Here is a 22,036-nt window from a genome sequence, read left to right on the forward strand (position 1 = left end):
GATTTTTGTTTGAACCAAAGAGAAGGAACCACCGTGAAACGTTCGATAGCCGCCCTGAGTGTTCTTGCCATCGCCGGGAGTGCGACGGCGCAGTCATCCGTCACCTTGTTCGGTGTCGTCGACGCTTCGGTGAGCCATTACACCGTCAAGAGCAATGTGGTGCCCGGCAGCCCGGCTACCACGCCGCCGCCTAGCCAAAGCCAAACCGTCTTGGGCAACTCTGGCTACAACTCGAGCCGCGTTGGATTTCGCGGTTCCGAAGATCTCGGAGGAGGACTGGCCGCCGGATTCTGGTTGGAAGGATCGTTGGCCAACGACGTTGGAAATGTCGGCTTCTTCCAGCGCCGCTCAACGCTGAGTCTGACAGGTGGCCTTGGCGAATTGCGGCTTGGCCGCGACAACGTTCCTACGTTCTGGAACGACGTGATCTTCGATCCGATGGGCGCTGTAGGAGTCGGCGCGAGCCTGCTCTACCAAGTCGCGCAGAACCTCTCTGTCGTCAATGCCGGACTCATGCCCGGAGCCGGGCCATCGCTCAGCGCGCCCTATGTCGGGACAGGCCTGAACGGTGGTCTGTCGGGCAACACCGACAACTACACGCGTGCCAGCAACAGCATCGGATACTTTCTTCCGTCCGGTCTTGGAGGGTTCTACGGGCAGGTCATGTACGCACTGCCCGAAGGCGTGAAGACTTCGAATGCGCCCAATCCGAACCCCAGCGTGCGCGCCCGCTACACGGGTGGTCGATTCGGCTACGCTTCCAACGGCCTGGATATAGCGCTCGCATACGCGGAGAGCGTGCAAACGGATACCGCCGCGCTGAAAGACACGATCAAGACGCTCAACTTGGGGGCGTCCTACGATTTCGGCCCGGTCAAGCTGTTTGGCGAGTTCTCAAGGCTCAAGGACGATCAACGCGTCTCGACGACTTCGCCGCAGGCCGGCCCGATCTACAGGGCCTACCAGGACAGCTACCGCGGCGCAATGATCGGCGCCACGGTTCCCGTAGGCCCCGGGCTGATCCGTGCGTCCTATGGCCAGGTCAGGTCCACCAACGTCGCCGGCACCCTCCTGTCACCACCCGCAGCAAGCCTCGGTGAACTCTCGTCCAAGGCGACGAAAGTTGCATTGAGCTACGTGCACAACCTCTCCAAGCGAACAGCCTTGTACACCACCGTCGCGCGAATCAAGGTTGACGACGGTCAGAACAACCCGTCGGTGATGGGCGCCTCGGTCAACCTGAAGACCTACTCGTACCTGCAAGGCAATTCGCGCTGGGCGCCGAGCATGTCGACGGGGTTCGATGTTGGCATCCGCCATGCCTTCTGATCGCTGCCGGAGCATTCAAGTCCAGTCTTCGACCCCGATGGAAAATATTGCACGACATCCGACCGTGTACGGCCCTCTGGCGCTTCTCGCCTGCGCATGTGTTGCGTTGGTCGGGATGGCGGGTTGCACGACGTTCACCACCCCTGCTGCGCAGTCCGCGTCCGCGGCTCGCACGATCCAGCACGACTACCGAACCAAGCTTGTGCTGCTTGGCACCGCGGGTGGTCGCACTTCATGGAATGGGACGAAGCTGGGAGGCATCTCGTCGGCCATTGAGGTCGATGGCGACGTCTACCTCGTTGACTTCGGTGAGGGATGGCAACGTCACTTCCTTCAGGCAGGGCTCGGCGGGAAGCATCCAGGCGGGGGGCTCGCTGCGCTTCGGGCCGCCTTCATCACGCATTTGCATGCGGACCAAGTGGTGGGCTACCCGGGACTCTTCATGTTCGGCACTTCGGACGGCCTCAGCACGCGACGCAGTCCAGTCAGGATATTCGGCCCCGGATCGCGCGGGTCGATGGTGCCCATGGAGGGAAGGCAGGCAGCCGTGGCGGTCGTCAGTCCACAGGACCCGACGCCTGGCACCGTTCGAATGACCGAGTCCATCTACAGCGCGTTCGCGATCGACATCAACGACAACATCAGGGACAGTCAAAAGCCTGATCCTCGTTCGCTGGTCCAGGTCGAAGACATCAGGCTCCCCGCAGGCGTCGTCGTGGATGAAAACAGGAATCCTGCGCCGGAGATGCCGCCGTTCCTTGTCTACCAGGACGACAAGGTCAAGGTCACCGCGACCTTGGTCAGCCATCCGCCGGTCTATCCGTCGTTCGCCTACCGCTTCGATACGGCAGATGGCTCGATCGTGTTCTCTGGCGACACGAGTCCGAGCGCCAACCTGATTCGACTTGCCGACAAGGCCGATGTGCTGGTTCACGAAGTCATCGATACGCGCTGGGTCGACGAACTGCTGCCAATGCCGCGCAACGCCTCACAGGCGGCCAAGGCGCACCACCTGCTCCACTCGCACACGACGATTGAAGAGGTGGGCGCGGTGGCTCAGGCAGCCAAGGCGAAGACGCTCGTCCTGTCGCACCTTGCCCCCGCCGACGGCAACCCGGCACGCTGGTCCAAGGCGCAGCAGGGATTCAGCGGTTCACTGGTCGTCGGACAGGACTTGATGTGGATCGGGGTTGGCTCTCGGCACTGAGGCGGAGTCTCCTTGACGCTCGTCGCGCGCTGCAAAGTGCTCTCGCACCCACTGCTCGCAAGCGGCCCATAGCGTCGGCGAACCTCGTGCGATGGTCGGGCCATAGCGTTGAAGAACCTGCTCGAGCGTGACGTTGTTTTCCGTCCAGGTGCCGCCGGCGGTGCCGATATTCACGAGAAGGGGCTGCACCCGATCCAGGGCCTTGGCGAACTTCGCATCATCGGACTGTCCAAGTTCGAACTCGCGCCAGAGTGCGAGCAAGGTGGCGCCCTGGTCACCCGGGACCATGCCGAAGAGGCGTACTGCGGCGCGTGCCTCCAGCTCGGCCTGCGATGCGCCTGCAGGGACGTGATGGATCGGCGTGTCTCCGACGTCCACCTCAACGATGTCGTGTATCAGGAGCATCTGGATCACGCGTGCGGCGTCCACCGTTCCAGCGGCGTATTCCTGCAGGAGCAGGGCATACATCGCCAGGTGCCAGGAGTGCTCCGCGCTGTTCTCCTTGCGGCTTCGGTCAAGGAGCGGCGACTGTCGAATTACGCTCTTCAGTCGATCAATCTCGCGCAGGAACGCCAACTGCTGATTCAAGGTGCTGCAGGGCATGAGGGGGGGCGGTGCGGATTGCGATGCCTGGCAAGAGCGAGCACCTACGACGCAAAGCCTTCAGGCTGCGGCGTCGACCCGCGGCGCACCAAATATGGCGTCGATGTCGACCTCGGCATTCAACCGGTCGGTCAGCTCCAGGCTGCTCTCGATGTGATCCAGATGATGAAGCATGAGCTGTGAGGCTTGCACGCCGTCTCCTCTTGCAATCGCCTCCACGATCAGAGCGTGCTCGTCGGCTCGGCAACTGTCGGAAAGTGCGGCGTCATAGAGCAGGATGATCAGGCAGGTCAAGCTGGTGAGTTCGCGCAGGCTTCGTGTGAATGCCGCGTTGCCCGCATGCTTGGCGCACAGGTTGTGGAATTCGCCGGAGAGTCGAATCACGGACCGCGTGTCGTTCTGCTTCCTGGCGAGCGCTTCGAGATCAAGGTGCTTGCGCAACCCCTCGAGTGCCAGCTCGCTCTTGTTCTGCACCAGCCTGTGGATGATCGCTGGCTCGATGACGCGGCGGGCTTCGAACACGTCGCGCGCCTGAGCGACTGTTGGGCTGGCGATGTAGGCGCCGCGGTTCGGGATCAGCTCGACGATCTTTTCGTACGCGAGTCGGGACAACACCTCACGGATGCGCGAGCGACTGACGTTGAACACCTTGGCCATCTTTTCTTCCGGCAGTTTGGAGCCGGGGAGCAGGCGGTGTTCAAGGATGGCGACGTAGATCCGTTCATAGATCTCCTCGTTCCCTTCCTTGTCTTGACGAGTGGAGGGGATGGCAGTGGGGGAAGCAGCTCGCATCGATGGATTTTCCGGGCCAAAACTGAAGTCTATCCCGGTTGCAACTGGATCGCCAACAGGGTTGTCGACAATCCAATCCCGCCTGGTTGTTGATGCAGGTGGCCCGGTTTCGTGTGCGAATGTGCCTCAAACCTCAACGGCAATCCGCTCGAGGGTCGAGTGATCTTTCGTCGAGATGGCAGCGCCCAGGCAGGTGCGACCAGCACCTTCGCTCCTACGCCCTCGTACCAAGGGTTTCCACTCGTTCGACACACGGGGCAGAGCGCACAAAATTATTGTCGTCACAGGATTCAACAATAGCGTTGACAACGAGTAGTTGCTTGAAATACAATATTTTGTCGACAATATGTGCAAGGTTTGTTGATTATTTTGGTGCATGGAGAGTTAATTGACTGCATGTTCATATGATGTCGTCGTGCGTGGCGGGCGGGTCGCCACGGCCTCGGACGTGTTCGATGCCGACATTGGCATTCGCGACGGAAAGATCGTCCAACTCGGCGTCGGGCTCGCCGCAGCCACGCGGGAGATCGATGCAGGCGGCCGGATCGTGACGCCCGGCGGCGTCGATGCCCATTGCCACCTGGATCAGCCGTCCCCGTCACCCATCAGGATGGCGGACGATTTCGACAGCGGCACCCTGTCCGCCGCCTGCGGAGGCACGACCACGGTGATTCCCTTCGCGGCCCAGCAGAAGGGTTCCAGTCTCAAGAGCGCGGTGCTCGACTACCACGAGCGGGCAGAAGGCAAGGCGCATGTCGACTATGCCTTCCACCTCATCGTCAGTGATCCGACCCCCGTCGTCCTGAGGGAGGAACTGCCAGCCCTCATCAAGAGCGGCTACACGTCCTTCAAGGTCTACATGACCTACGACGACCTGAAGCTGGACGATGGGCAGATCCTGGACGTCCTCGACATTGCGAAGCGGCACGGGGCGATTGCGATGGTCCATGCCGAGAACTCCGACTGCATCGAGTGGCTCACCAGGCGGCTCGAAGCCATGGGGCGCACCGCGCCGCGCTTCCATGCGCAGTCGCGTCCCATGCTGGTCGAGCGCGAGGCCACGCACCGCGCGATCGCGCTGTCGGAACTGGTCGACGTGCCGATCCTGATCGTTCATGTCTCGGGCCGCGAAGCGATCGAACAGATCAGGTGGGGGCGGGCGCAGGGACTCAACATCTTCGCGGAGACATGCCCTCAGTACCTCTTCCTCACGGCGGAAGATCTGGGCATCGACGACAGCTACCACGGTGCGAAGTGCATCTGCAGTCCGCCGCCGCGCGACAAGGCCAACCAGCAAGTGATCTGGGACGGCCTGAAGGACGGACTCTTCACCGTGTTCTCCTCCGACCATGCGCCCTTCAAGTTCGAAGGCACCGAAGGCAAGCAACCTGAAGGCCGCCAGGTGGCCTTCAGGCACATCCCCAACGGCATTCCGGGCCTGGAGACGCGGATGGCTCTCCTCTATTCCGAGGGCGTCCTGTCCGGTCGCATCAGCCTTGAAAAGTTTGTCGAGTTGACGGCCACCGGCCCCGCCAAGACCTACGGACTGCATCCCCGCAAGGGCGCCATCTGCATCGGCGCCGATGCCGATCTCGTGATCTGGGACGAGCGCGACGTCGTGATCACGAACACGGCACTGCACCACCAGGTCGACTACACGCCCTACGAAGGCATGCGACTCAAGGCCTGGCCAGGCTGCACCTTGCTGAGAGGCGAGGTGATGTGGGACGGCCGGGCGTTCGTGGGCCCCCGCCATCGCGGCCAGTTCCTGCCTGCAGGTCGCCCCTCGGTCCTTGCGCGTGCGCCGCGCGACGAGATCTTTCCCCATCCCATCAACCCCTGAGCAACACCCGGAGCATCCATGACCATCGAATCCCAACCGCCGCACCGTCGGTTCCTGAAGCCTGCGTATCGCCTCGGCCTGGCAGCCTTCCTCGCCTGCGCGGCGCTGGCGCCGGCGCACGCACAGGACGCGAAGTCGATCCTCGTCGTCGCTGGCCCCAGAACCCCGGAATCGCTCGACCAGGAATATCCGCCGACAGAAGCGACGCACGAGGCCAAGCGCAACATCTACGAGCGGCTGCTGGCTTATGAGGCGAAGACCGTGGATGGGGTTCAGGTCGAGAACTTCGACAGGTTGGTCGGCGGGCTCGCGGAGAAGTGGGAAGTTTCCCAGGACAAGACCTCCATCACCTTCTTCCTGCGCAAGGGCGTGAAGAGCGCGGCCGGCAACGAAATGAAGGCGGACGATGTGATGTGGTCGTTCGAGAGAGGTTGGAACAAGAATGCCAACTTCCATTGGTACATGACGCAGATCCTCGGCGTCAAGAAGTTCGAGGATTCGTTCACCAAGGTGGACGACATGACCGTCAAGGTCACGTTGCCGAAGACGTCACCGCTGATCGAGCGCATCTGGGTGAACAATGACCTGGGAATCCTCGACGCCACCGAGGCCAGGAAGCACGTCGTCGCCGAGGATCCCTGGGCTTCGCGCTGGCTTTCGAACCACTCTTCATCCTTCGCGCCGTACCAGGTCACCAAGTTCCAGTCAGGGCAGGAGGTGGTCTACGAGGCGAACCCCAACTACTACCGTGGCGCGCCGCGACTGAAGAAGATCATCTTCCGCGAGATGCCCACCTCGGCCAACCGGCTGGCCGCACTACAGGGCGGGGCGGTCGATGTGGCCGAATGGCTGTCGCCGCGCGAACTGGCGACCCTCGAGAAGAATCCGCAACTCAAGGTCTGGCAGGTGTTCGGAAACTACATCCATCGCGTCGAGATGAACAACACGAGCGCGCCCTTCGACAACGTCAAGGTGCGGCAAGCCTTGAACTACCTGGTCCCGCGTGACGAGATCCTGAAGGCCGTCTACTACGGCAAGGCTCGGCCAACCAAGAGCCCCATCTCGGAGATCTATCCCTCGTTCACAGACCAGTACTTCCACTACACGCAAGACGTCGCCAAGGCCAAGGCGCTGCTCAAGGAAGCCGGCCTCGAAGCCGGATTCAAGACGCAACTGGGCTACCGCACCGGCGACCAGATCGAGGAAGAGATCGCCGTCATCCTCAAGACCGCCTTTGCGCGTGCGAACGTGGATGTCGAACTCGTCAAGCTCCCGGCCTCCACGCTGGTCGAGCGGTACTCGAAGGGAACCATCCCCATGTACTTCTTCCGCGACATGGCCATCGTTCCCGACGCCGCCTATGTCGCGAATCTCTGGTTGAACAGTGCCTCGCTGATCAACTACCCGAAGTTCAAGGACGCAGAGGTCGACCGGCTCATCAACGAAGGCTTGTCCAGCAACGACATGGCCAAGCGCGATGCAGGCATGAAGCGCGTGCAGGAAATCGTGATGGAGAAGTCGCCGTGGGTCTTCCTGATGAACCCCGGCTACCAGTTGGCCACGCGCGCCAGTGTCGCCGGCTACAGCTGGTACACGCCCAACAGCAACAGCTGGTACGACTTCTACAAGAAGTAGCCCCACGCCGAATCCTCCAGGGATGCGCTGCGGCGCATCCTGTCCAGATCCACCAAGGAGTGACACTTTGTTCACCTTACGCTCGACCTTTCGATCGCTTCCGCGACCGTTGCGAATCGTCCTGTCGCGTCTCGCCATCCTGATCCCCCAGATGTTTGGCGTGCTGCTGGCGACCTTTCTCCTGATCCGCCTGTTGCCCGGTGATCCTGCCTTGCTCATGCTAGGCAACATGGCCACGCCGGAACAGATTGCCAGCCTTCGCGAACGGCTCGGGCTGACCGGAAGCCTGTGGACCCAGTTCGTGAGCTATCTCGCAACCGTGGTGCACGGGGACCTGGGAACCTCCATGTTCACGGCCAACCCGGTGACAGTCGATCTGTTCGACCGCGTGCCGGCCACCCTCGAACTCATCACGTACGCGATGCTGCTAACGATCGCGATCGGCGTCAGCCTGGCCATCGTGTCGGTGGTTCGTCCCAAGGGTGTCGTCGACCGGGTGAGCAAGGTGTACGGCCTTGCCGCAGGCGCCGTTCCCGATTTCTGGGTCGGCCTGCTGCTCATCTACTTCCTCTTCTACCTTTTCGGGATCGCGCCGGCGCCCTTTGGCCGCCTCGATGCCATCGTGTCCGCGCCGCCGGTCATCACGGGCTTCCTGACCATCGATTCCTTGCTGGCGGGCGACCTGACCGCCTTTCAATCGGCGCTGGGACGGCTCTGCCTGCCCGTCCTGACCTTGGCCATCGTGAACGCCGGCGCACTCATGAAGATGACGCAGATGGTCTTTGCGGAGAACTATCGAAGCGAGTACATCCGGCACGCCCGCGCCAGCGGGCTCACGGAAGCGCAACTCATCCGAAGCGCCTTGCGCAACAGCCTGCCGCCCATCATCACCATGGTCGGCTTCCTGTTCGGGTTCCTTCTCGGGGCGGCGGTGCTGGTCGAGACCATCTTCGCCTGGGGCGGCCTGGGGCAATACGCGGTATCGGCTGTCATGAACAGCGACTATCCCGCGCTCCAGGGCTTTGTCCTGGTGGCCTCGGCTTTCATCCTGGTCGTCTATACCGTCGTCGACGTCCTTTACGGCCTGGCAGATCCAAGGATTGAAGTATGAACAGACTGAACGCATTCTTCCGGGGAACGGGCGGCCGAGGCATGTCCATCGGTCTCGTCCTCCTGCTCATCCAGGTGGTGGCGATCGTCTTCGCGCCGTGGATCGCGCCGTATTCGCCGGTCACTGCCGATCCGATGAATTCCCTGCAGCCGCCTTCCTGGCAGCACCTCTTCGGCACCGATGTGTCCGGCATGGACATCTTCTCCAGGGTCGTCTTTGCCACCCGCATCAACCTTCTCATCAGCGTGACGGCCGTCGCCATCGCATTCGCGCTCGGCGTCCCGATCGGCCTGGCCATCGGGTACTACCGGGGCTGGGCGAGTTCCCTGGCCATGCGAATCTTCGACTTCGTCCAGTCCTTCCCTGTCTTCGTGCTCGGCATGGTCCTGGTTTCCGTCATGGGGCAGGAGATCTGGAACGTGGCCATCGTGCTCGCGGTTCTGTTCACGCCGGTGTTCGCCCGCCTCATCCGGGCAGAAGTCCTTTCCCTGCGCGAGCGGCCATTCATTGCGGCAGCGCGCTGCAGCGGAGCGACCGACGTCGACATCATGTTCCGTCACATCCTGCCCAATGCGCTGACTCCCGCGATCGTGCAGATCTCGATCAGCATCGGCATGGCGATCCTTCTGACCGCCGGGCTGTCCTTTGTCGGCGCAGGCGTTCGCATGCCCGTGCCCGAGTGGGGCCTGATGGTGAGCAATGGCGCGCAGCAGATGATCCTCGGCATCTGGTGGATCGCCTTGTTTCCCGGGCTGGCGATCGTGTTCTCCGTGCTGACCTTCGCGCTGCTGGGCGATTCAGCCAAGCAAAAGTTCGACCCGCAATCTAGGACCCAACCATGAGCGACGCCAGTCCCACGCTTCTTGAAGTGCGCAACCTGTCGGTATCGTTCGCGCACGCCGACACACCCGCCTTGCAAGGGGTCAGCTTCTCGCTGAAGCAAGGTGAAATCATCGGCATCGTTGGCGAGACGGGGGCCGGCAAGTCGGTCCTCGCCCGCGCTATCATCGACATGCTGCCCGGCACGGGCCGGATCAGCGGCGGCGAGGTCCTCGTGGCCGGGCAACCGGTTGCGACGATGACGGACACCGAGAAGCGCATGCTCAGGGGCGCTGGCGTCGCGTTGATCGGAACCAACGCCAAGGCACTGCTGGACCCGGTCGTCAAGGTCGGCGAGCAGATCGCACGCGTGCTCCGGGCCCATCGCGGCATTGGCAAGGCACAGGCGTGGCGGGATTCGATCCATCTGTTCGAGCAGGTCGGGATCGTCAACCCCGAGGCGCGGGCCCACGCCTATCCGCACGAGCTCTCCGGCGGCATGGCGCAGCGCGTCGTGATCGCGATGGCCTTGATCGCGCAGCCGAAGGTACTGCTGGCCGACGACGCGACGCTCGGCCTCGACGCGACCATCCAGTTGCAGGTCCTGGACCTGATGGTTCAGAAGGCGCGGGAACTGGGCCTCGGCGTCGTGCTCATCACCCATGACCTCGGGATGGTGGCCAGCTACTGCGACCGGGTGGGCATCATGCGCAAGGGCCAGCTGATCGAGCTGGCACCGGTGCGATCCTTCCTGCAGGAGGGGCCGCGGCAACGCTACAGCCGTGAACTCCTGGAGGCGGCAAGCGTCCGGCCCACCCCGATGGACGAATCGGGCGACGCCGGTGCCGGCGGCGGATCAAGACCGCCATTGCTCGAAGTGGTCGACCTGGTGAAGACCTTCAAGGTCGATGGCTCGAAGTCCGTCGTCAGGGCGGTCGATGGCGTCTCCCTATCGATCCGCAAGGGCGAGACGCTGGCGCTCGTCGGAGAGAGCGGCTCCGGGAAGACGACCATGGGCCAATGCCTGGTGCGATTGCTCGCGGCCGACTCCGGCGTCATCCGCTTCGACGGCCAGGACACGCTGCCGCTGTCCGACCGCGGATTCCGGCCGATCCGCCGTCGAATGCAGATGGTGTTCCAGGAACCCTACGTCGCGCTGAATCCGCGATGGACCGTACGCGACCTGGTGGCGGAGCCCCTCAAGCTGGGCGAAGCCATGACGCGTGCCGACCAGACCTCGCGGGTGCTGGAACTGCTGGACCTTGTCGGCATCGGACGCAACCGCCTGGAGTCGTATCCCCACGAGCTCACGGCGGGAGAGCAAAAGCGTGTCGGCATTGCGAGAGCGCTCTCGGTCCGACCCGACTTCGTCATCTTCGACGAGCCGACGACCGCGCTGGACATCCGCGTGCGAGCACAGATCATCGACCTCGTGCGCGACCTCCAGGCGCAGATGGGCCTGTCCGCGCTGTTCATCACGCACGACCTGAACTCCGTCCGATCGCTGGCGCACTACGTGGCCGTGATGCGTCACGGCAAGATCGTGGAGCAGGGCGAGACGGAGAAGATCTTCGCCAGTCCTGTCGAGGCCTACACCCGCAAACTGCTGGATGCCGAACTTCCCATCGAAGTTCGTGCGCAGCCTCGCCAGAACCTTCCCCATATGGAGGTGCACGAATGACCGGGCTGTCGCAAAAGCCGACATTGGTGACCGGCGCGGCCGGACTCGTCGGTCGCGCCCTGGTCCAGAAGCTCGCGGGGCTGGGTCGTCCGGTAATCGCGCTGGACCGGGAAGCGCAATCCATTGCCGATGGTGTCGACGTGCAGCCTTGCGACCTCGGCGATGTCCACTGCTTGCACGCGCTCGCGAAAGACGGCATCGATGCGGTGGTTCACTGCGGCGCCTACTCCGGTCCGATGGTTGCCAGGGACAGCCCGTACTCGATGGTGCAGGTGAACATCGTCGGGACAGCCAACATGCTCGAACTGGCCCGCGTGCATGCAGCCCGCCGCTTCGTATACTGCTCGTCCACCAGCGCGTATGGCACAGTGACCGACGGCGAGTCGTCGATCGAGGAAGACGTGCTGCTGCGGCCCGGCAGCCTCTACGGTGCCAGCAAGGTGGCATCCGAATACATCGTGAAGGCCTACGCCGAGCAGTATGGGCTGTCGGGTGTCAGCGTGCGCCTTTCCTGGGTCTACGGCCCTCGGCGCACCACCGATTGCGTCATCCGCACGATGATCGAGGACGCGCAGGCGCAACGGCCCACGCGCATGGCGTTTGGCCTCGACTTCCCTCGACAGTTCATCCACGTGGACGATGCCGTCGACGGACTGCTCCTGGCCTTGGATGCGCCACAGCTTCGACAGCACGCCTACAACATCACGGGCGATGGCCGGGTTGCGCTCGGCGAGGTTGCGCGGCTGGTGAGGGTCGTCCACCAAAATGCCGACATCGAGCTGAAAGCCGGCGACGACCCCGTCGACGAGAAGCAGGCGAGATTCAGCATCGAAGCCGCTCGCCGCGATCTGGGCTACTCACCACATGTCGATTTACAGCAAGGCATCGCGAGCTACTCGGCATGGCTGGCCAATCAGAGGAAGGTTCGATCGTGAGGCGTGTGCATCCGGTCGAGTTGAACGCCGAACGCTTCGCACCGTTCGGCGCAGTCCATCCTTCGCCCATCGAGCCGGGGCGCGATTACTTCGACGGCGCGCTTTCGACGGCGCGACCGCACGCCAAGCCGTCGCTGTCCCTGGTCCGCAACGCGCCGATGCTCGGGGAAAGCCTGGTGGTCCGCAGTCTCGAGCGCCATGCGCATTCCTCGCAAACCTTCGTCCCGATGAATGCCGCCCGCTGGCTGGTGGTGGTCGCCCCCGACGACAGTGGGCAGCCGGACGCAGCCCATATCCGTGCATTCGTTGCCTCGGCAAGCCAGGCGGTCACCTACGCTCCCGGCACGTGGCACCTGGGCTTGCACGTGCTCGACCGCGCGTCGACGCACGCCATCTTCATGTGGCGCGACGGAACCGGGAGCGACGAAAGCTTCGCCAACATTCCGCCGCTCGCCATCGCATTGCCATACGCCTTGAAAGACAGTCACCATGCATCACCTTGAACGAGACTTCGTCGGATACGGCCGGAACCCGCCCGACCCCCAGTGGCCCGGCGGCGCACGACTCGCCTTGAACTTCGTCCTGAACTATGAAGAGGGATCCGAGCCATCCCTGCAGGACGGCGAAAGCGAGACGGAGACCTGGTTCACCGAGAGCAGCGGACTCAACAGCGGCGTGCCGGGGCGCGACCTCGCGGCCGAAGGCCTGTTCGAGTATGGAAGCCGCGTCGGCTTCTGGCGCATCCTTCGCCTGCTGCAGGAGCGCCAGATGCCGGCGACCATCTATGGGTGCGCATTGGCACTGGAACGCAATCCAGAAGTGTGCGAGGCCATCCGCGCGTCGGGGTTCGACGTGTGCTCGCATGGATGGCGCTGGATCAAGCACTACCTTCTCTCCGAGGCCGAGGAGCGTGAACACATTCGTCGCGCCGTGGAATCGCTGAAGCGCTCGATCGGCGAGCGTCCGCTGGGCTGGTATTGCCGCTACTCGCCCAGCGTGAACACCCGCCGCCTGCTGAAGGAGGAGGGCGGCTTCCTCTACGACTCCGACTACTACGGCGACGAACTGCCGTTCTGGCAGCTCGTGGAGGGCCAACCCCACCTCGTCGTGCCTTATTCGCTCACCAACAACGACGGCCAGTTCGCCGCCGGCGTGAGCACGGGGGACCAATGGTTCGGCTTCCTGCGCGATGCCTTCGACATGCTCTATCGAGAAGGCAAGTCCCAGCCCAAGATGATGTCGGTGGGCCTGCACATGCGCTTGGTGGGCCATCCCGCGCGAGCGGCGGCCTTCGAACGATTTCTCGATCACGTCGCCCGGTTCCCTGACGTATGGATCACCCGACGCGTCGAGATCGCGCAGCACTGGCACTGCTTCCACCCCTACAAACCGGATTCATCCCTGTGAAAAACACTTTCGATCTGACCGGCCGCCGGGCCGTCATCACCGGCGGCAGCCGCGGAATCGGTGCAGCGATCGCGGAATCCTTTGTCGAACACGGTGCGCAGGTCGCGATCTGCCACGTTGGCGACGAAGACGGAGTCCGTGCACTCAATCAACGGGTGTCCAGCCGGGGGCTGTCGGTTCACGCGGCCTCCTGCGACGTGTCCGACCCGGTCGCCGTCACGGCATTCGCCCAGTGGACCCGGTCGGTGCTCGGTGAAGTCGACATCGTCGTCAACTCCGCGGGCGTGGGAGGCGGGGATCGGCCGTTCAGCGAGACGGGCGACGACGACTGGGACCGCATCGTCGGCATCAACCTCCGGGGGACCATGCTGGTGACCCGGGCGTTCTTCGGCGGCATGGTCGAGCGCAACCATGGCCGTGTCATCAACATCGCATCGCAACTGGCCTACAAGGGCGCACCGGGCCTTGCGCACTACTGTGCGGCCAAGGCCGGCGTCGTTGGTTTCACGAGAGCGCTGTCCTACGAAGGTGCTCCCGTCGGCGTGATGGTGAACGCGATCGCACCCGGCCCCGTCGACACGGAACTGCTTCGCAGCCACAGCGCCCAATGGCTGGACATGAAGAAGGGGCAGTTGCCGATCGGCCGTTTCGGAACTGTCGACGAGATCGCGCCGACGGCCCTGCTGCTGGCGTCGGACGCCGGCGCTTTCTACTCAGGCCAGACCTTGTCGCCCAACGGGGGCGACGTCATGTTGTGATCCGTCCAACTTGGCTGTCTGATGCGTCATGGCCGGGTTGCTGTCGGTATGCAGGTCGCTCCGCTCGATCGCGTTCGCCTAGTAGCGGAGCAGAAGAAGCCGGTTCGGGAAAGCGTTCCGCAATTCGGAGCGCGTTTCGACTCCGCAAGGCCCACGATGAATGCGGCGACGCACGGCGCATTCAGCCGTGCCCTCTCTTCTGCGCCGGCCCGGGCGTGATCGTGTCGAGGAACTCGCGCGTTTCGATGTCTGCCCAATTGGCGCGCAGCAGCACGCGATGGCGTCGCCTTCGACGGTGCCTGCGCCCAAGCCGGCACGTCGCGCTCGCGAAGCGCTAGGCAAGGACCTACAGCGGCTCCGCAAATACCTGTCGTACAGGCCCGGCGTTGCACTGGTTATGTAAGGTAAAGAAATCGTGCGGTTGTTCTGCCCGTGCCCATGCCGCCGGTCGGAACGCCAAAGCCGTTGTCGCGGCGGCGGCGGCGGCCCTTAGACTGGGCCATGCTCGAAATTGTTGCGAAAGCCGATCGTGTGATGCAGCCAGTTGTCGAACTGCGGAAGCTCGCGTCGACCTACACCTACGGCGTTCGGGCGCCGCGTGCGCATGGCGTGGTGCCACCGGTGTCCTATGTCGACGAGGGCTTTGCCACACTGGCGGATTGCCTGCTTGATGTGGCACGTGGTCTCGGGGGGAATTTCCCGCGGATCTATGTGCGCTTGGAGGGACACTGCGTAGGAGAACGCGATGTGGCGGAACTTCTCCGTGAACCGGCGGCCGTTGCCGCGGAACTGGTAGAGGTCTGTTGCGCGCTGCAAGTTCGCGTGGCGGTGCCACTGCGCAAGGCGGCGTAGCCGCGGCCCGCGTCGCGCGGCAGGGTCTGCGTGAACCGTTTATTCGGCGCAGCCCAAAAGCCAAGCGCCGGAGAAAACGGGGAAGAGCCTGGCATCAGCGCGGATTGCGGAGCCTCCCGCTGCGGCGCCTGATAGAGACGGATGCGTCGCTTCGGCGGATGCCGACGCAATGGCGCGACGGCCCGCGGAGGATCAGCGCCGTGAGGAGACTTTCCACACGCCGGGATCGGGTTCCTGCGATCCGCAGGGCTCATGGCAAAGCCGACTTCAGCGACGCTTAAGCACTGGCGCAGAGACTGCTCCACAACCCCGGGAACAGTCCTCTGCCACGTCTCTCAAGGATTCATTTGCCATGAAGAAGTCATCCGCGATCCCCAAGCCCCTCACGCCCTCGCAAGTCAAGCACGTGCTCGAACTGCTCGATCTGTGCGAACTGGTGCCCATCGCAGCGGCCGACAAGTTCCAGCACCGTACCGGTACCTTCTCCGTAGCCCAGCAGGAGGCCATCGAGATCCTGTTCTCGCTGGAACAGGACGAGATCCCTGATGCGCTCTTCGAATGCGTCGACGACGACGCCCGGGAACTGGTGCGGGACGAATTGCCGCACATGGCGCAGGTGCGTTTCGTGCGCGCCCGAGGCTTGCCTCGCTAGCCCGTGATGATCGCTTGAGAGCCTCGAACTCCGCCACCATGAAGTCGAAGAAGGCGCTGACGCGCGCCGTCTTCCGGATCTCGGGCATCGCCAGCAGGCGCCAGTCCCGCGATAGCGCCGGAATCGGCCCGGAGCACCCGGACCAGGTCCGCCTCGGAATCCCCGAGGGCAGTCGGCAGCGGCGCAATGCCGACACCGGCCTTCACCGACAGCAGCAGCCCGAGCACGCTGACGCTGCGGGCCACGATGTTCACGGCCGGTGCCACCTGGAGCAGCCATTGGCTCGCTCGATGGCTCGATGGCTCGATGGCCTGCCATGGGCTCTTCGAACCCCGCCAGCGGGTGCGCCGCAAGTTCATCGATGGATGCGGGCTGGCCATGCCGCGCCACATAGTCCCTGCTCGCATAGACGGGCCACAGCGAGTCGCCGACCTTGCGCCCGACCATCACCGCATCGTCGGTGTCGCCTGAGCGCAGCGCGACGTCGGCCTCCGCCGGTGCGCAGGTCGACGAACTTGTCGCTCATCACGAACATCGGCTGTGCGCTGGTCCAGCGCCACACCGGCGGCTACCGGCTCACCGACTTCGGCACGGAAGTGCTGCAGGCCGCGGGAGGTCGAGGTCGCCGTCGGCGACTTCGAACAGGAGCTGGTCGTTTCCAAGCGCAACGCCGCAGGCGTGATCCGTCTGACCTGCCCAGAGCCTCTGGTCGACCGGCTGACGCAGTCCGGTCTGCTGGACCGCTTCCACGCGCTGCAACTGGATTGTCGGACGAGGGCTGGACCACGCCCAAGGCGGCAACTCGACAAGGAGGACCTCGCGGCGTATTGCAAGCGTCCGCTGAAACCGCGCCAGAACAAGGCGCTCGGCGCGTGCGCGCGGTTCGGAGGCGAAGAGTTGCTCGTCCACCTCGAGGGCTGCTCGTCGAATCCGGCCTGGACCAGATCGTGCCGCATGCCGTGAGCGACAGCTATGCCCGCGCACTGTATGGCGCACGCTCATGCAGCACGATGTCATCGGAGGGGCGGACCACCAACTCTCGCGGCCCGAGTGGCAGCAACAATTCTGCGAGGTGCTGAAGAACTGAAGAACTGGCTTGCGCAGGCCGCGGCAACGTCTGGTGATGCTTTCGGGACCTCACACAGGATCCAACATCCGTAGCGGCCCCCCACCGGCGGTGAGGCCTTCTGAACTGCGCGGCATGCCTTGAATGCCGGTGCGCGCGGGTCGTGGTCGGACGCGCTTGGCGGTAACCCGGTGCGCGCGATCACCTCGATCACAACGGGGCGGAGAACAGGCTCACTCCTTCGAAGACCACTGCCCTGATGTTGGGCGTGGCGCAATGCGCATTCCCTTGGACTGCGGGGTCTACTGGATGCTTGCGGTCTTGGGCCTGCCGATGGCAGGGACTTTGACATGGTCCGCCGGATCAAAAACGTTCACGCGCAGGCTCGGACCGACCGACTTCATGCCTGACTGCGCCCGATTCGTACGGCACGTTTCTTCAGGTTGCCAAGCTCACGAGTCGCCCGGCGGGGGCTTGGGGCATCAGGTGGGAATTGCCTCGCGCTTTGCACAGCAAGACGACGAGGCATTCCTGTTTTCTTGAATTGCAGTTGCCGGGCTGATTATGTTGTTCGCCCGCCAGCATCACAAGGCGCATCGACGCGGACGACGTCGCAAATTCGCCGATCTGGCGACACACGTCGACGACAGGCGTCCCCGACTCGGCCAGCCTCAACACATACGCGATCTGCTCCTCGCTGAATCTCGACCTTTTCATTGCTTCTCCTTGCGCCCCTTCGGGCCACCGGAAAGCAACCGTACCTCTAGTTTTGAAAAGTCCGGAATTCGGGGGAGACGTCACAACAGCAACTGCGAACTCCACGTCGCCTAGATTGAGTCGTGGCTCCCTACATGTCTAACAGCGGCCAACGATGGAAGCAAGCAGGGCGGTCGTCTGGCTGCTCGACTCCTGCAACGTAGCGCTGAGCGGTCACCATCTACAAGCGCTCCGAACCGCAAACAGTCTGAACCTCCGCTTCGACTGGCAGTCTAGGTGGACCTGCCGCAACCCCAATGATGCGACGTGGTCAGTCTGCTTGCGTTGCAAAGTCCTTAAGATCTTTGCCAGCGGTCAGCCCTGACTTCAGCCACCCTGGCTTGGGTCCGCGTCCGGTCCAAGTGTTGCCCATATCGTCGCCATATAGGGCCTTTGATGCCGCGCGCTTTACTTTCTTAACGGTAGCGCTGGCCACCGCTGTTGAGGATTTGTCGGCGACAGCGCTTGAGACCGGAGCAGGCTTGAAATCATCGATGTTCGCTCCCGCCGCAATTGCATCGCGGAGCCATTGAGGTCGGGGCCCACGACCTGACCACGCGTTGCCTTTCCCGTCGACAAACTTTTCAGTGACTGAAACGGTCTTCTTCGACGTGGGCGACTTGGTCGAGCCGAACAACTGCGCAGGTGTCAGACCGTAGTGCGCGATTGCGACTTTGATGCGGTCTATAACGCCTTTAAGTTCGCTCAGGCGAATTGCTTCAGCCTGTCGCTGCAATGATGCGATCTGCTTCTGGATCTGTGCGTAGCTCTGGGCCATCGTGTCTCCTGAACGCGAGAGCGACGGCGTGGGTTGGATCACGGCGCTCAAGAGCGCCTCGATCCGCTCGCTGGTCGAGCAGGGCCAACTGCAACTGGGCCTGTTCGATGAGCGCAATCTGGTGGAACTCGCCTCGCCCGACTATCCCGGCGAGCGCCTGGTGGCGTGTCGCAACGATGCGCTGGCCAAGCTGCGCGCGCACAAGCGCGAGGAACTGCTCGCCGCCACCGAGGCCAACCTGGCCAAGGTCCAGCAGCGCGTGCACGCGGGCAAGCTCCAAGGGGCCGATGCCATCGGGCTGCGGGTGGGTCGCGTCATCAACCAGTACAAGGTCGCCAAGCACTTCGAGCTGAGCATCACCGACATCGCCTTGTCCTGGACGCGCAAGCTGGAGGAGATCGCCAGCGAGGCCGCGCTGGACGGCCTGTACATCATCCGCACCTCGGTGGCCGCCGCGCAAATGGACGCCGCTCAGTGCGTGCGCAACTACAAGTCGCTGGCCAATGTCGAGCGCGCATTCCGCTCGATCAAGACGATCGATCTGAAGGTGCGTCCGATTCACCACCGCCTGGCCGACCGGGTGCGCGCGCACATCTTCCTGTGCATGCTGGCCTACTACGTCGAGTGGCATCTGCGCGAGGCCTGGCGCGAGTTGATGTTCGCCGATACCGATCAACAGGCCAAGGCCACGCGCGATCCGGTGGCCCCTGCCAAACGCTCCGGGACAGCGCAGCAAAAGGTCTCAACCCATACGCTGGCCGACGGCACCCCCGCGCACAGCTTCGCAACGTTGATGAACGAACTCGCCACCGTCGTGCGCAACACCTGCCGCACGCCCGACGGCGCCCCCGATGCGCCGACCTTCGACATCGTCACCACCGCGCAGCCCTTGCATCAGCGCGCCCTCGCGCTCGCCCAGGCCATCACTCCGTAGACAGAAACCATCCCCGCAAATTCAGGCAAGTGCTTGAATCACAAGGGAATCTCGCCTGACTGGTCGTGGAACTTCAGCTTAAGAGTTCCGAACGCGTGTTCGATGGTTCGCTTTCGCACTGTCATTTCAGAATGCGAGGACGCCTCCTCCGGGCGAGTGCCATTCCACATGCTGCGCCACGTGATGGACATCTGAATATTCCACCAAGCAACGGGGCTGCTCGGACAGATACGCAGATGGTGAGTAAGTGGCGGGCACGGTTCGTTGCTCATCGGTTCGATGGCCTGCTGGATGCGCCGCGCAGCGGTCCGCCAAGAACCATCGACGATGCGCGCGTCGATGAAGTGATCGCCAAGACGCTGCTAGTGGTGGGAATACATCGGCTTTCCGGGTGCATCCAATTCCACCACCTGCACGGTCGAGGAATGCGACTCGGTGATGTAGAGCGTGGCGCCGTCCGGGCCGCCATAGGCCACGTTGGTCACGTGCGTGCCCTCGCATGCCTTGATCCTGTAGACCGGCTCACCCGAGGGATCGAAGAGCCACACGATGCCCAAGCCCACATGCGTGACCACGAGGCGGCCCTTGGTGTCCAGGGCGATGCCATCTGGCCCCCATCCTCCGGTCATCTGAATGAACAGGCCGACCTTCGACGGCATGCCGTTGCGCAGCAGCGGCACGCGCCAGATGCAATTGCCACGAGTGACGGCAAGGTAGATAACCGTCTCGTCGGCATTCATGACCAAGCCGTTAGGGCTCGGAATGTTGTCGAGCAGGCAGGTCAACTCGCCCGACGCACTCAGGCGAAAGAGCCGGCCGGTCGCGTCATGCAATCCGGTGGTCCCCTGGTCAGTGAAATAGATGTCGCCGTTGCGAGCGAAGAACAGGTCGTTGATGCCTTTGAATCGCTCCAGCTTGTAGCGCGTGACCACCGGTTCGATGCGTCGCGTCTTGGGGTCCAGCTTCATCAGGCCGTGCTTCATGTCGGCGACGAAGATCGTGCCGTCACGATGGATCTTCAATCCGCAGGGCCAGCCGTCATACTGGATGAAGAGCTCGACACTGGCGTCCGGCGCAATGCGGTGGATGCAGCCCCGCGGAACGTCCACGCAGTAGAGGTTGCCGTCGAGATCGAAGGAAGGACCCTCCAGAACGCCGTGCGCCGGGGCGATCGCAAGCTGCCCCGCCGTCCATTCCGGATCGATGGGCCCCGCCGCGGTGTCATTGGGCACGCGGGCAAAGATCCTGGTGGTAATGGGAGGAGGAAGTTCAAACATGAGGACTCTGGACCTTGTGAAGCGGTTCGCGTTTTCAATGCTGCAGCAGCGCGCGCAGTTTATGGACAGCTGCTCCTGGCGTCGTCAGCACGGGTGGCATGCGATCGCGTGGAACGACCGATGCGGCGCGGGACATGGTGAACTGCCCCATCAGCACCACGTCCGTGGCGGGCGCCGCGGCAATCGCCTCGATCACCAGGCGGTCATGCGCTTCCCCGTCACCGGCGCGCAGGGCAGCGATCGCGCCTTCGGCAACGATGGGCACCAATTCATAGTCGCGCCCCATGGCACGCGCGATGTTGGCCAGTTCCTCGGCCAGCGGAGGCATGACCGGGTCGGTAGACACCACCAGTCCGATTCTCCTGCCGGTTTGCAGCGCCTGCTCTAGGCCAGCTTCGGCGGGCGTGAGAATCGGCACCTGCCGGCCGGCGCGCGCAAGCTCGATCGCATAGGCAAATGCCGAGCAGCAGAACAGCAAGGCCTGCGGCCTGCGGCCGTCCGTGGTCGGCCCGAGCGCGTACTCCGTCAGGGCCTGGAATCTCGCCACGGCCGCCTCCCGGTCGGCCTTGCCGGAACTGAGGTTGTGGAACAGTGAGTCATCGACGATATTCACGAGATCGGCTTCCGGCCAGCCTGCCTCGAAAGCCGCGATGGCCGCGGGCATGGAGTCCGGAATGGCGTGTACGAGTGCGATCAGTGGATTCTGCGGCATCGTTTTTCCTTCATTGTGTTCAATACGACATGCCGGTCGTGAGCCGGATGCCGCCGTCGACCGGGATTTCCATGCCGGTGATGTATTTCGCTTCGTCGGACGCAAGATAGAGCGATGCATAGGCCACGTCCCATGCGTCACCCATGTGCAACATCGGCACCGCCTTGTTGCGTCCCTCGGACATCGCGTCGTAGTCGACGCCGTAGCGGTCGGCATGCGCCTTAAGCGCACCCGTGTTGATCAGTCCCGGAATGACGGTGTTGAGCCTGATCCCCTTCGGGGCGTACATCACGGCAGTCGCTCGCGTGAACTGCACGAGCCCGGCCTTGCTTGCCGAGTAGGCGACCTGGTGCTTGCCCGTGTACCGATGCGCAGAGATGGACCCCGTGTTCACGACGGCGCCCTTGCCTTGGCGCTCCATCACCGGCAGGACGAACTTGCAGGCCAGATAGGCGCTCTTGACATTGATGTTGAATTGCGCATCCCACATTTCTTCGGAGATCTCAACCGGCCCGCCGGGCGCCGACGCGCCGATGTTGTTGACCAGAATGTCGATGCGGCCGAACTGCTGCACGACCTTCTCCACGAAAGCGCGCACCTGGGAACTGTCGAGCGCATCGCAAGCGTACATGAAGGCACGGCCGCCTTCGGATTCGATGATCTTGCGCGTTTCCTCCGCGGCTTCGAGATTGGCGTCCGTCCCGATTACGGTGGCGCCTTCACGCGCGAACACAACGGCGGTGGCCTTGCCGTTTCCCCAGCCGGGTGCGGAGCTGCCGCAGCCCGTCACGATCGCGATCTTTCCTTCAAGCCTCTTCGCTGACATTTCCAGAAACCTTTCCTAGTTGATGATTGATACGGCTTGGCCGCCGTTCCGCTGATGCGTGCG

General features: G+C 63.3%; 22 protein-coding genes and 2 pseudogenes. 16 read left to right on the top strand and 8 right to left on the bottom strand.

The window, feature by feature from the left end; translation table 11 throughout:
* Window positions 1–33: 33 nt before the first annotated feature.
* Window positions 34–1,329 carry a porin gene (locus HB681_RS27200; protein WP_213957990.1) on the top strand — a complete coding sequence of 432 codons (1,296 nt, stop codon included), beginning with the start codon at window positions 34–36 and terminating at the stop codon, window positions 1,327–1,329.
* 37 nt (window positions 1,330–1,366) lie between these two features.
* Window positions 1,367–2,536, top strand: coding sequence for an MBL fold metallo-hydrolase (locus HB681_RS27205; RefSeq protein WP_213957991.1), 1,170 nt, complete (start codon window positions 1,367–1,369; stop codon window positions 2,534–2,536).
* On the opposite strand, the gene HB681_RS27210 is transcribed toward HB681_RS27205, so the two are convergent.
* Both HB681_RS27210 and HB681_RS27215 read right to left on the bottom strand, forming a co-directional pair.
* Window positions 2,483–3,139, bottom strand: a complete 657-nt coding sequence (locus HB681_RS27210; protein ID WP_213957992.1) for an HD domain-containing protein — start codon at window positions 3,137–3,139, stop codon at window positions 2,483–2,485. The two genes, HB681_RS27205 and HB681_RS27210, sit on opposite strands and share 54 nt — an antisense overlap.
* 60 nt (window positions 3,140–3,199) lie before the next feature.
* Window positions 3,200–3,931 (bottom strand): GntR family transcriptional regulator, encoded by a 732-nt coding sequence (locus HB681_RS27215; protein WP_213957993.1) that lies wholly within the window; start codon window positions 3,929–3,931, stop codon window positions 3,200–3,202.
* Between the two features lie 388 nt (window positions 3,932–4,319).
* On the opposite strand from HB681_RS27215, the gene hydA reads away from it, so the two are divergent.
* From hydA to HB681_RS38390, 11 genes are all read left to right on the top strand, one after another.
* Window positions 4,320–5,774 carry a dihydropyrimidinase gene (gene hydA, locus HB681_RS27220; RefSeq protein ID WP_213957994.1) on the top strand — a complete coding sequence of 485 codons (1,455 nt, stop codon included), beginning with the start codon at window positions 4,320–4,322 and terminating at the stop codon, window positions 5,772–5,774.
* An 18-nt stretch (window positions 5,775–5,792) separates the two neighbouring features.
* Window positions 5,793–7,409, top strand: a complete 1,617-nt coding sequence (locus HB681_RS27225; RefSeq protein ID WP_213957995.1) for an ABC transporter substrate-binding protein — start codon at window positions 5,793–5,795, stop codon at window positions 7,407–7,409.
* A gap of 67 nt (window positions 7,410–7,476) precedes the next feature.
* A complete protein-coding gene (locus HB681_RS27230) occupies window positions 7,477–8,520 on the top strand; it encodes an ABC transporter permease (protein ID WP_213957996.1) in 1,044 nt (347 codons plus the stop codon).
* Window positions 8,517–9,362, top strand: coding sequence for an ABC transporter permease (locus tag HB681_RS27235; RefSeq protein WP_213957997.1), 846 nt, complete (start codon window positions 8,517–8,519; stop codon window positions 9,360–9,362). Before HB681_RS27230 ends, HB681_RS27235 begins: the two co-directional genes overlap by 4 nt.
* Entirely contained in the window at window positions 9,359–11,020 is a 1,662-nt protein-coding gene (locus tag HB681_RS27240) for an ABC transporter ATP-binding protein (RefSeq protein WP_213957998.1), read from the top strand. Before HB681_RS27235 ends, HB681_RS27240 begins: the two co-directional genes overlap by 4 nt.
* A gap of 26 nt (window positions 11,021–11,046) precedes the next feature.
* Window positions 11,047–11,955: an NAD(P)-dependent oxidoreductase gene (locus HB681_RS27245; RefSeq protein ID WP_345944759.1), complete on the top strand. Its 909-nt coding sequence runs from the start codon at window positions 11,047–11,049 to the stop codon at window positions 11,953–11,955.
* Window positions 11,922–12,458, top strand: a complete 537-nt coding sequence (locus HB681_RS27250; protein ID WP_345944760.1) for an ureidoglycolate lyase — start codon at window positions 11,922–11,924, stop codon at window positions 12,456–12,458. The genes HB681_RS27245 and HB681_RS27250 overlap by 34 nt, the downstream gene beginning before the upstream one ends.
* On the top strand, window positions 12,445–13,362 hold the full coding sequence (locus HB681_RS27255; protein WP_213958001.1) for an allantoinase PuuE: 918 nt from the start codon (window positions 12,445–12,447) through the stop codon (window positions 13,360–13,362). The genes HB681_RS27250 and HB681_RS27255 overlap by 14 nt, the downstream gene beginning before the upstream one ends.
* Window positions 13,359–14,120 carry an SDR family oxidoreductase gene (locus tag HB681_RS27260; protein WP_213958002.1) on the top strand — a complete coding sequence of 254 codons (762 nt, stop codon included), beginning with the start codon at window positions 13,359–13,361 and terminating at the stop codon, window positions 14,118–14,120. Before HB681_RS27255 ends, HB681_RS27260 begins: the two co-directional genes overlap by 4 nt.
* Window positions 14,121–14,621: 501 nt before the next feature.
* Complete coding sequence (locus HB681_RS27265) at window positions 14,622–14,972, top strand: hypothetical protein (protein WP_213958003.1); 351 nt, start codon at window positions 14,622–14,624, stop codon at window positions 14,970–14,972.
* Window positions 14,973–15,324: 352 nt separating this feature from the next.
* The gene (locus HB681_RS38390; RefSeq protein WP_256354470.1) at window positions 15,325–15,624 is read left to right on the top strand and encodes a hypothetical protein; all 300 of its coding nucleotides are present in this window, start codon (window positions 15,325–15,327) and stop codon (window positions 15,622–15,624) included.
* On the opposite strand, the gene HB681_RS38395 is transcribed toward HB681_RS38390, so the two are convergent.
* The gene (locus HB681_RS38395; RefSeq protein WP_256735124.1) at window positions 15,621–15,878 is read right to left on the bottom strand and encodes a hypothetical protein; all 258 of its coding nucleotides are present in this window, start codon (window positions 15,876–15,878) and stop codon (window positions 15,621–15,623) included. The genes HB681_RS38390 and HB681_RS38395 overlap by 4 nt on opposite strands.
* A gap of 286 nt (window positions 15,879–16,164) precedes the next feature.
* On the opposite strand from HB681_RS38395, the gene HB681_RS27275 reads away from it, so the two are divergent.
* The gene (locus HB681_RS27275; RefSeq protein WP_213958004.1) at window positions 16,165–16,587 is read left to right on the top strand and encodes a hypothetical protein; all 423 of its coding nucleotides are present in this window, start codon (window positions 16,165–16,167) and stop codon (window positions 16,585–16,587) included.
* Between the two features lie 724 nt (window positions 16,588–17,311).
* Here the strand turns inward: HB681_RS27275 and HB681_RS38400 are convergent.
* Both HB681_RS38400 and HB681_RS27285 read right to left on the bottom strand, forming a co-directional pair.
* Window positions 17,312–17,407 (bottom strand): annotated as a pseudogene (locus HB681_RS38400) (transposase); the annotation flags it as partial.
* Window positions 17,408–17,717: 310 nt separating this feature from the next.
* Window positions 17,718–18,224, bottom strand: coding sequence for an H-NS family nucleoid-associated regulatory protein (locus HB681_RS27285; protein WP_213958006.1), 507 nt, complete (start codon window positions 18,222–18,224; stop codon window positions 17,718–17,720).
* Between the two features lies 1 nt (window position 18,225).
* Between HB681_RS27285 and HB681_RS27290 the strand changes: the two genes are divergently transcribed.
* Window positions 18,226–19,158 (top strand): transposase, encoded by a 933-nt coding sequence (locus HB681_RS27290; RefSeq protein WP_213958007.1) that lies wholly within the window; start codon window positions 18,226–18,228, stop codon window positions 19,156–19,158.
* Between the two features lie 239 nt (window positions 19,159–19,397).
* Window positions 19,398–19,520 (top strand): annotated as a pseudogene (locus tag HB681_RS38405) (helix-turn-helix domain-containing protein); the annotation flags it as partial.
* Here HB681_RS38405 and HB681_RS27295 read toward each other — a convergent pair.
* From HB681_RS27295 to HB681_RS27305, 3 genes are all read right to left on the bottom strand, one after another.
* The gene (locus HB681_RS27295) at window positions 19,521–20,390 is read right to left on the bottom strand and encodes an SMP-30/gluconolactonase/LRE family protein (RefSeq protein WP_345944761.1); all 870 of its coding nucleotides are present in this window, start codon (window positions 20,388–20,390) and stop codon (window positions 19,521–19,523) included.
* Between the two features lie 79 nt (window positions 20,391–20,469).
* Complete coding sequence (locus tag HB681_RS27300) at window positions 20,470–21,147, bottom strand: aspartate/glutamate racemase family protein (protein ID WP_213958009.1); 678 nt, start codon at window positions 21,145–21,147, stop codon at window positions 20,470–20,472.
* Between the two features lie 19 nt (window positions 21,148–21,166).
* Window positions 21,167–21,973, bottom strand: coding sequence for an SDR family NAD(P)-dependent oxidoreductase (locus HB681_RS27305; RefSeq protein WP_213958010.1), 807 nt, complete (start codon window positions 21,971–21,973; stop codon window positions 21,167–21,169).
* Window positions 21,974–22,036 lie beyond the last annotated feature (63 nt).

It is taken from the genome of Variovorax sp. dw_954, assembly GCF_018449755.1.
Classification (GTDB): Bacteria; Pseudomonadota; Gammaproteobacteria; order Burkholderiales; family Burkholderiaceae_C; genus Variovorax.

Excerpts from the sequence above, each read along its gene's own strand:
- HB681_RS27300 (WP_213958009.1), bottom strand. The coding sequence starts at position 21,147 with ATGCCGCAGAATCCACTGATCGCACTCGTACACGCCATTCCGGACTCC.
- HB681_RS27215 (WP_213957993.1), bottom strand. The coding sequence starts at position 3,931 with ATGCGAGCTGCTTCCCCCACTGCCATCCCCTCCACTCGTCAAGACAAG.
- HB681_RS27250 (WP_345944760.1), top strand. The coding sequence starts at position 11,922 with ATGGCTGGCCAATCAGAGGAAGGTTCGATCGTGAGGCGTGTGCATCCG.
- HB681_RS27285 (WP_213958006.1), bottom strand. The coding sequence starts at position 18,224 with ATGGCCCAGAGCTACGCACAGATCCAGAAGCAGATCGCATCATTGCAG.
- HB681_RS27225 (WP_213957995.1), top strand. The coding sequence starts at position 5,793 with ATGACCATCGAATCCCAACCGCCGCACCGTCGGTTCCTGAAGCCTGCG.
- HB681_RS27255 (WP_213958001.1), top strand. The coding sequence starts at position 12,445 with ATGCATCACCTTGAACGAGACTTCGTCGGATACGGCCGGAACCCGCCC.
- HB681_RS27205 (WP_213957991.1), top strand. The coding sequence starts at position 1,367 with ATGGAAAATATTGCACGACATCCGACCGTGTACGGCCCTCTGGCGCTT.
- HB681_RS27265 (WP_213958003.1), top strand. The coding sequence starts at position 14,622 with ATGCTCGAAATTGTTGCGAAAGCCGATCGTGTGATGCAGCCAGTTGTC.
- HB681_RS27240 (WP_213957998.1), top strand. The coding sequence starts at position 9,359 with ATGAGCGACGCCAGTCCCACGCTTCTTGAAGTGCGCAACCTGTCGGTA.
- HB681_RS38390 (WP_256354470.1), top strand. The coding sequence starts at position 15,325 with ATGAAGAAGTCATCCGCGATCCCCAAGCCCCTCACGCCCTCGCAAGTC.
- HB681_RS27305 (WP_213958010.1), bottom strand. The coding sequence starts at position 21,973 with ATGTCAGCGAAGAGGCTTGAAGGAAAGATCGCGATCGTGACGGGCTGC.
- HB681_RS27210 (WP_213957992.1), bottom strand. The coding sequence starts at position 3,139 with ATGCCCTGCAGCACCTTGAATCAGCAGTTGGCGTTCCTGCGCGAGATT.
- HB681_RS27235 (WP_213957997.1), top strand. The coding sequence starts at position 8,517 with ATGAACAGACTGAACGCATTCTTCCGGGGAACGGGCGGCCGAGGCATG.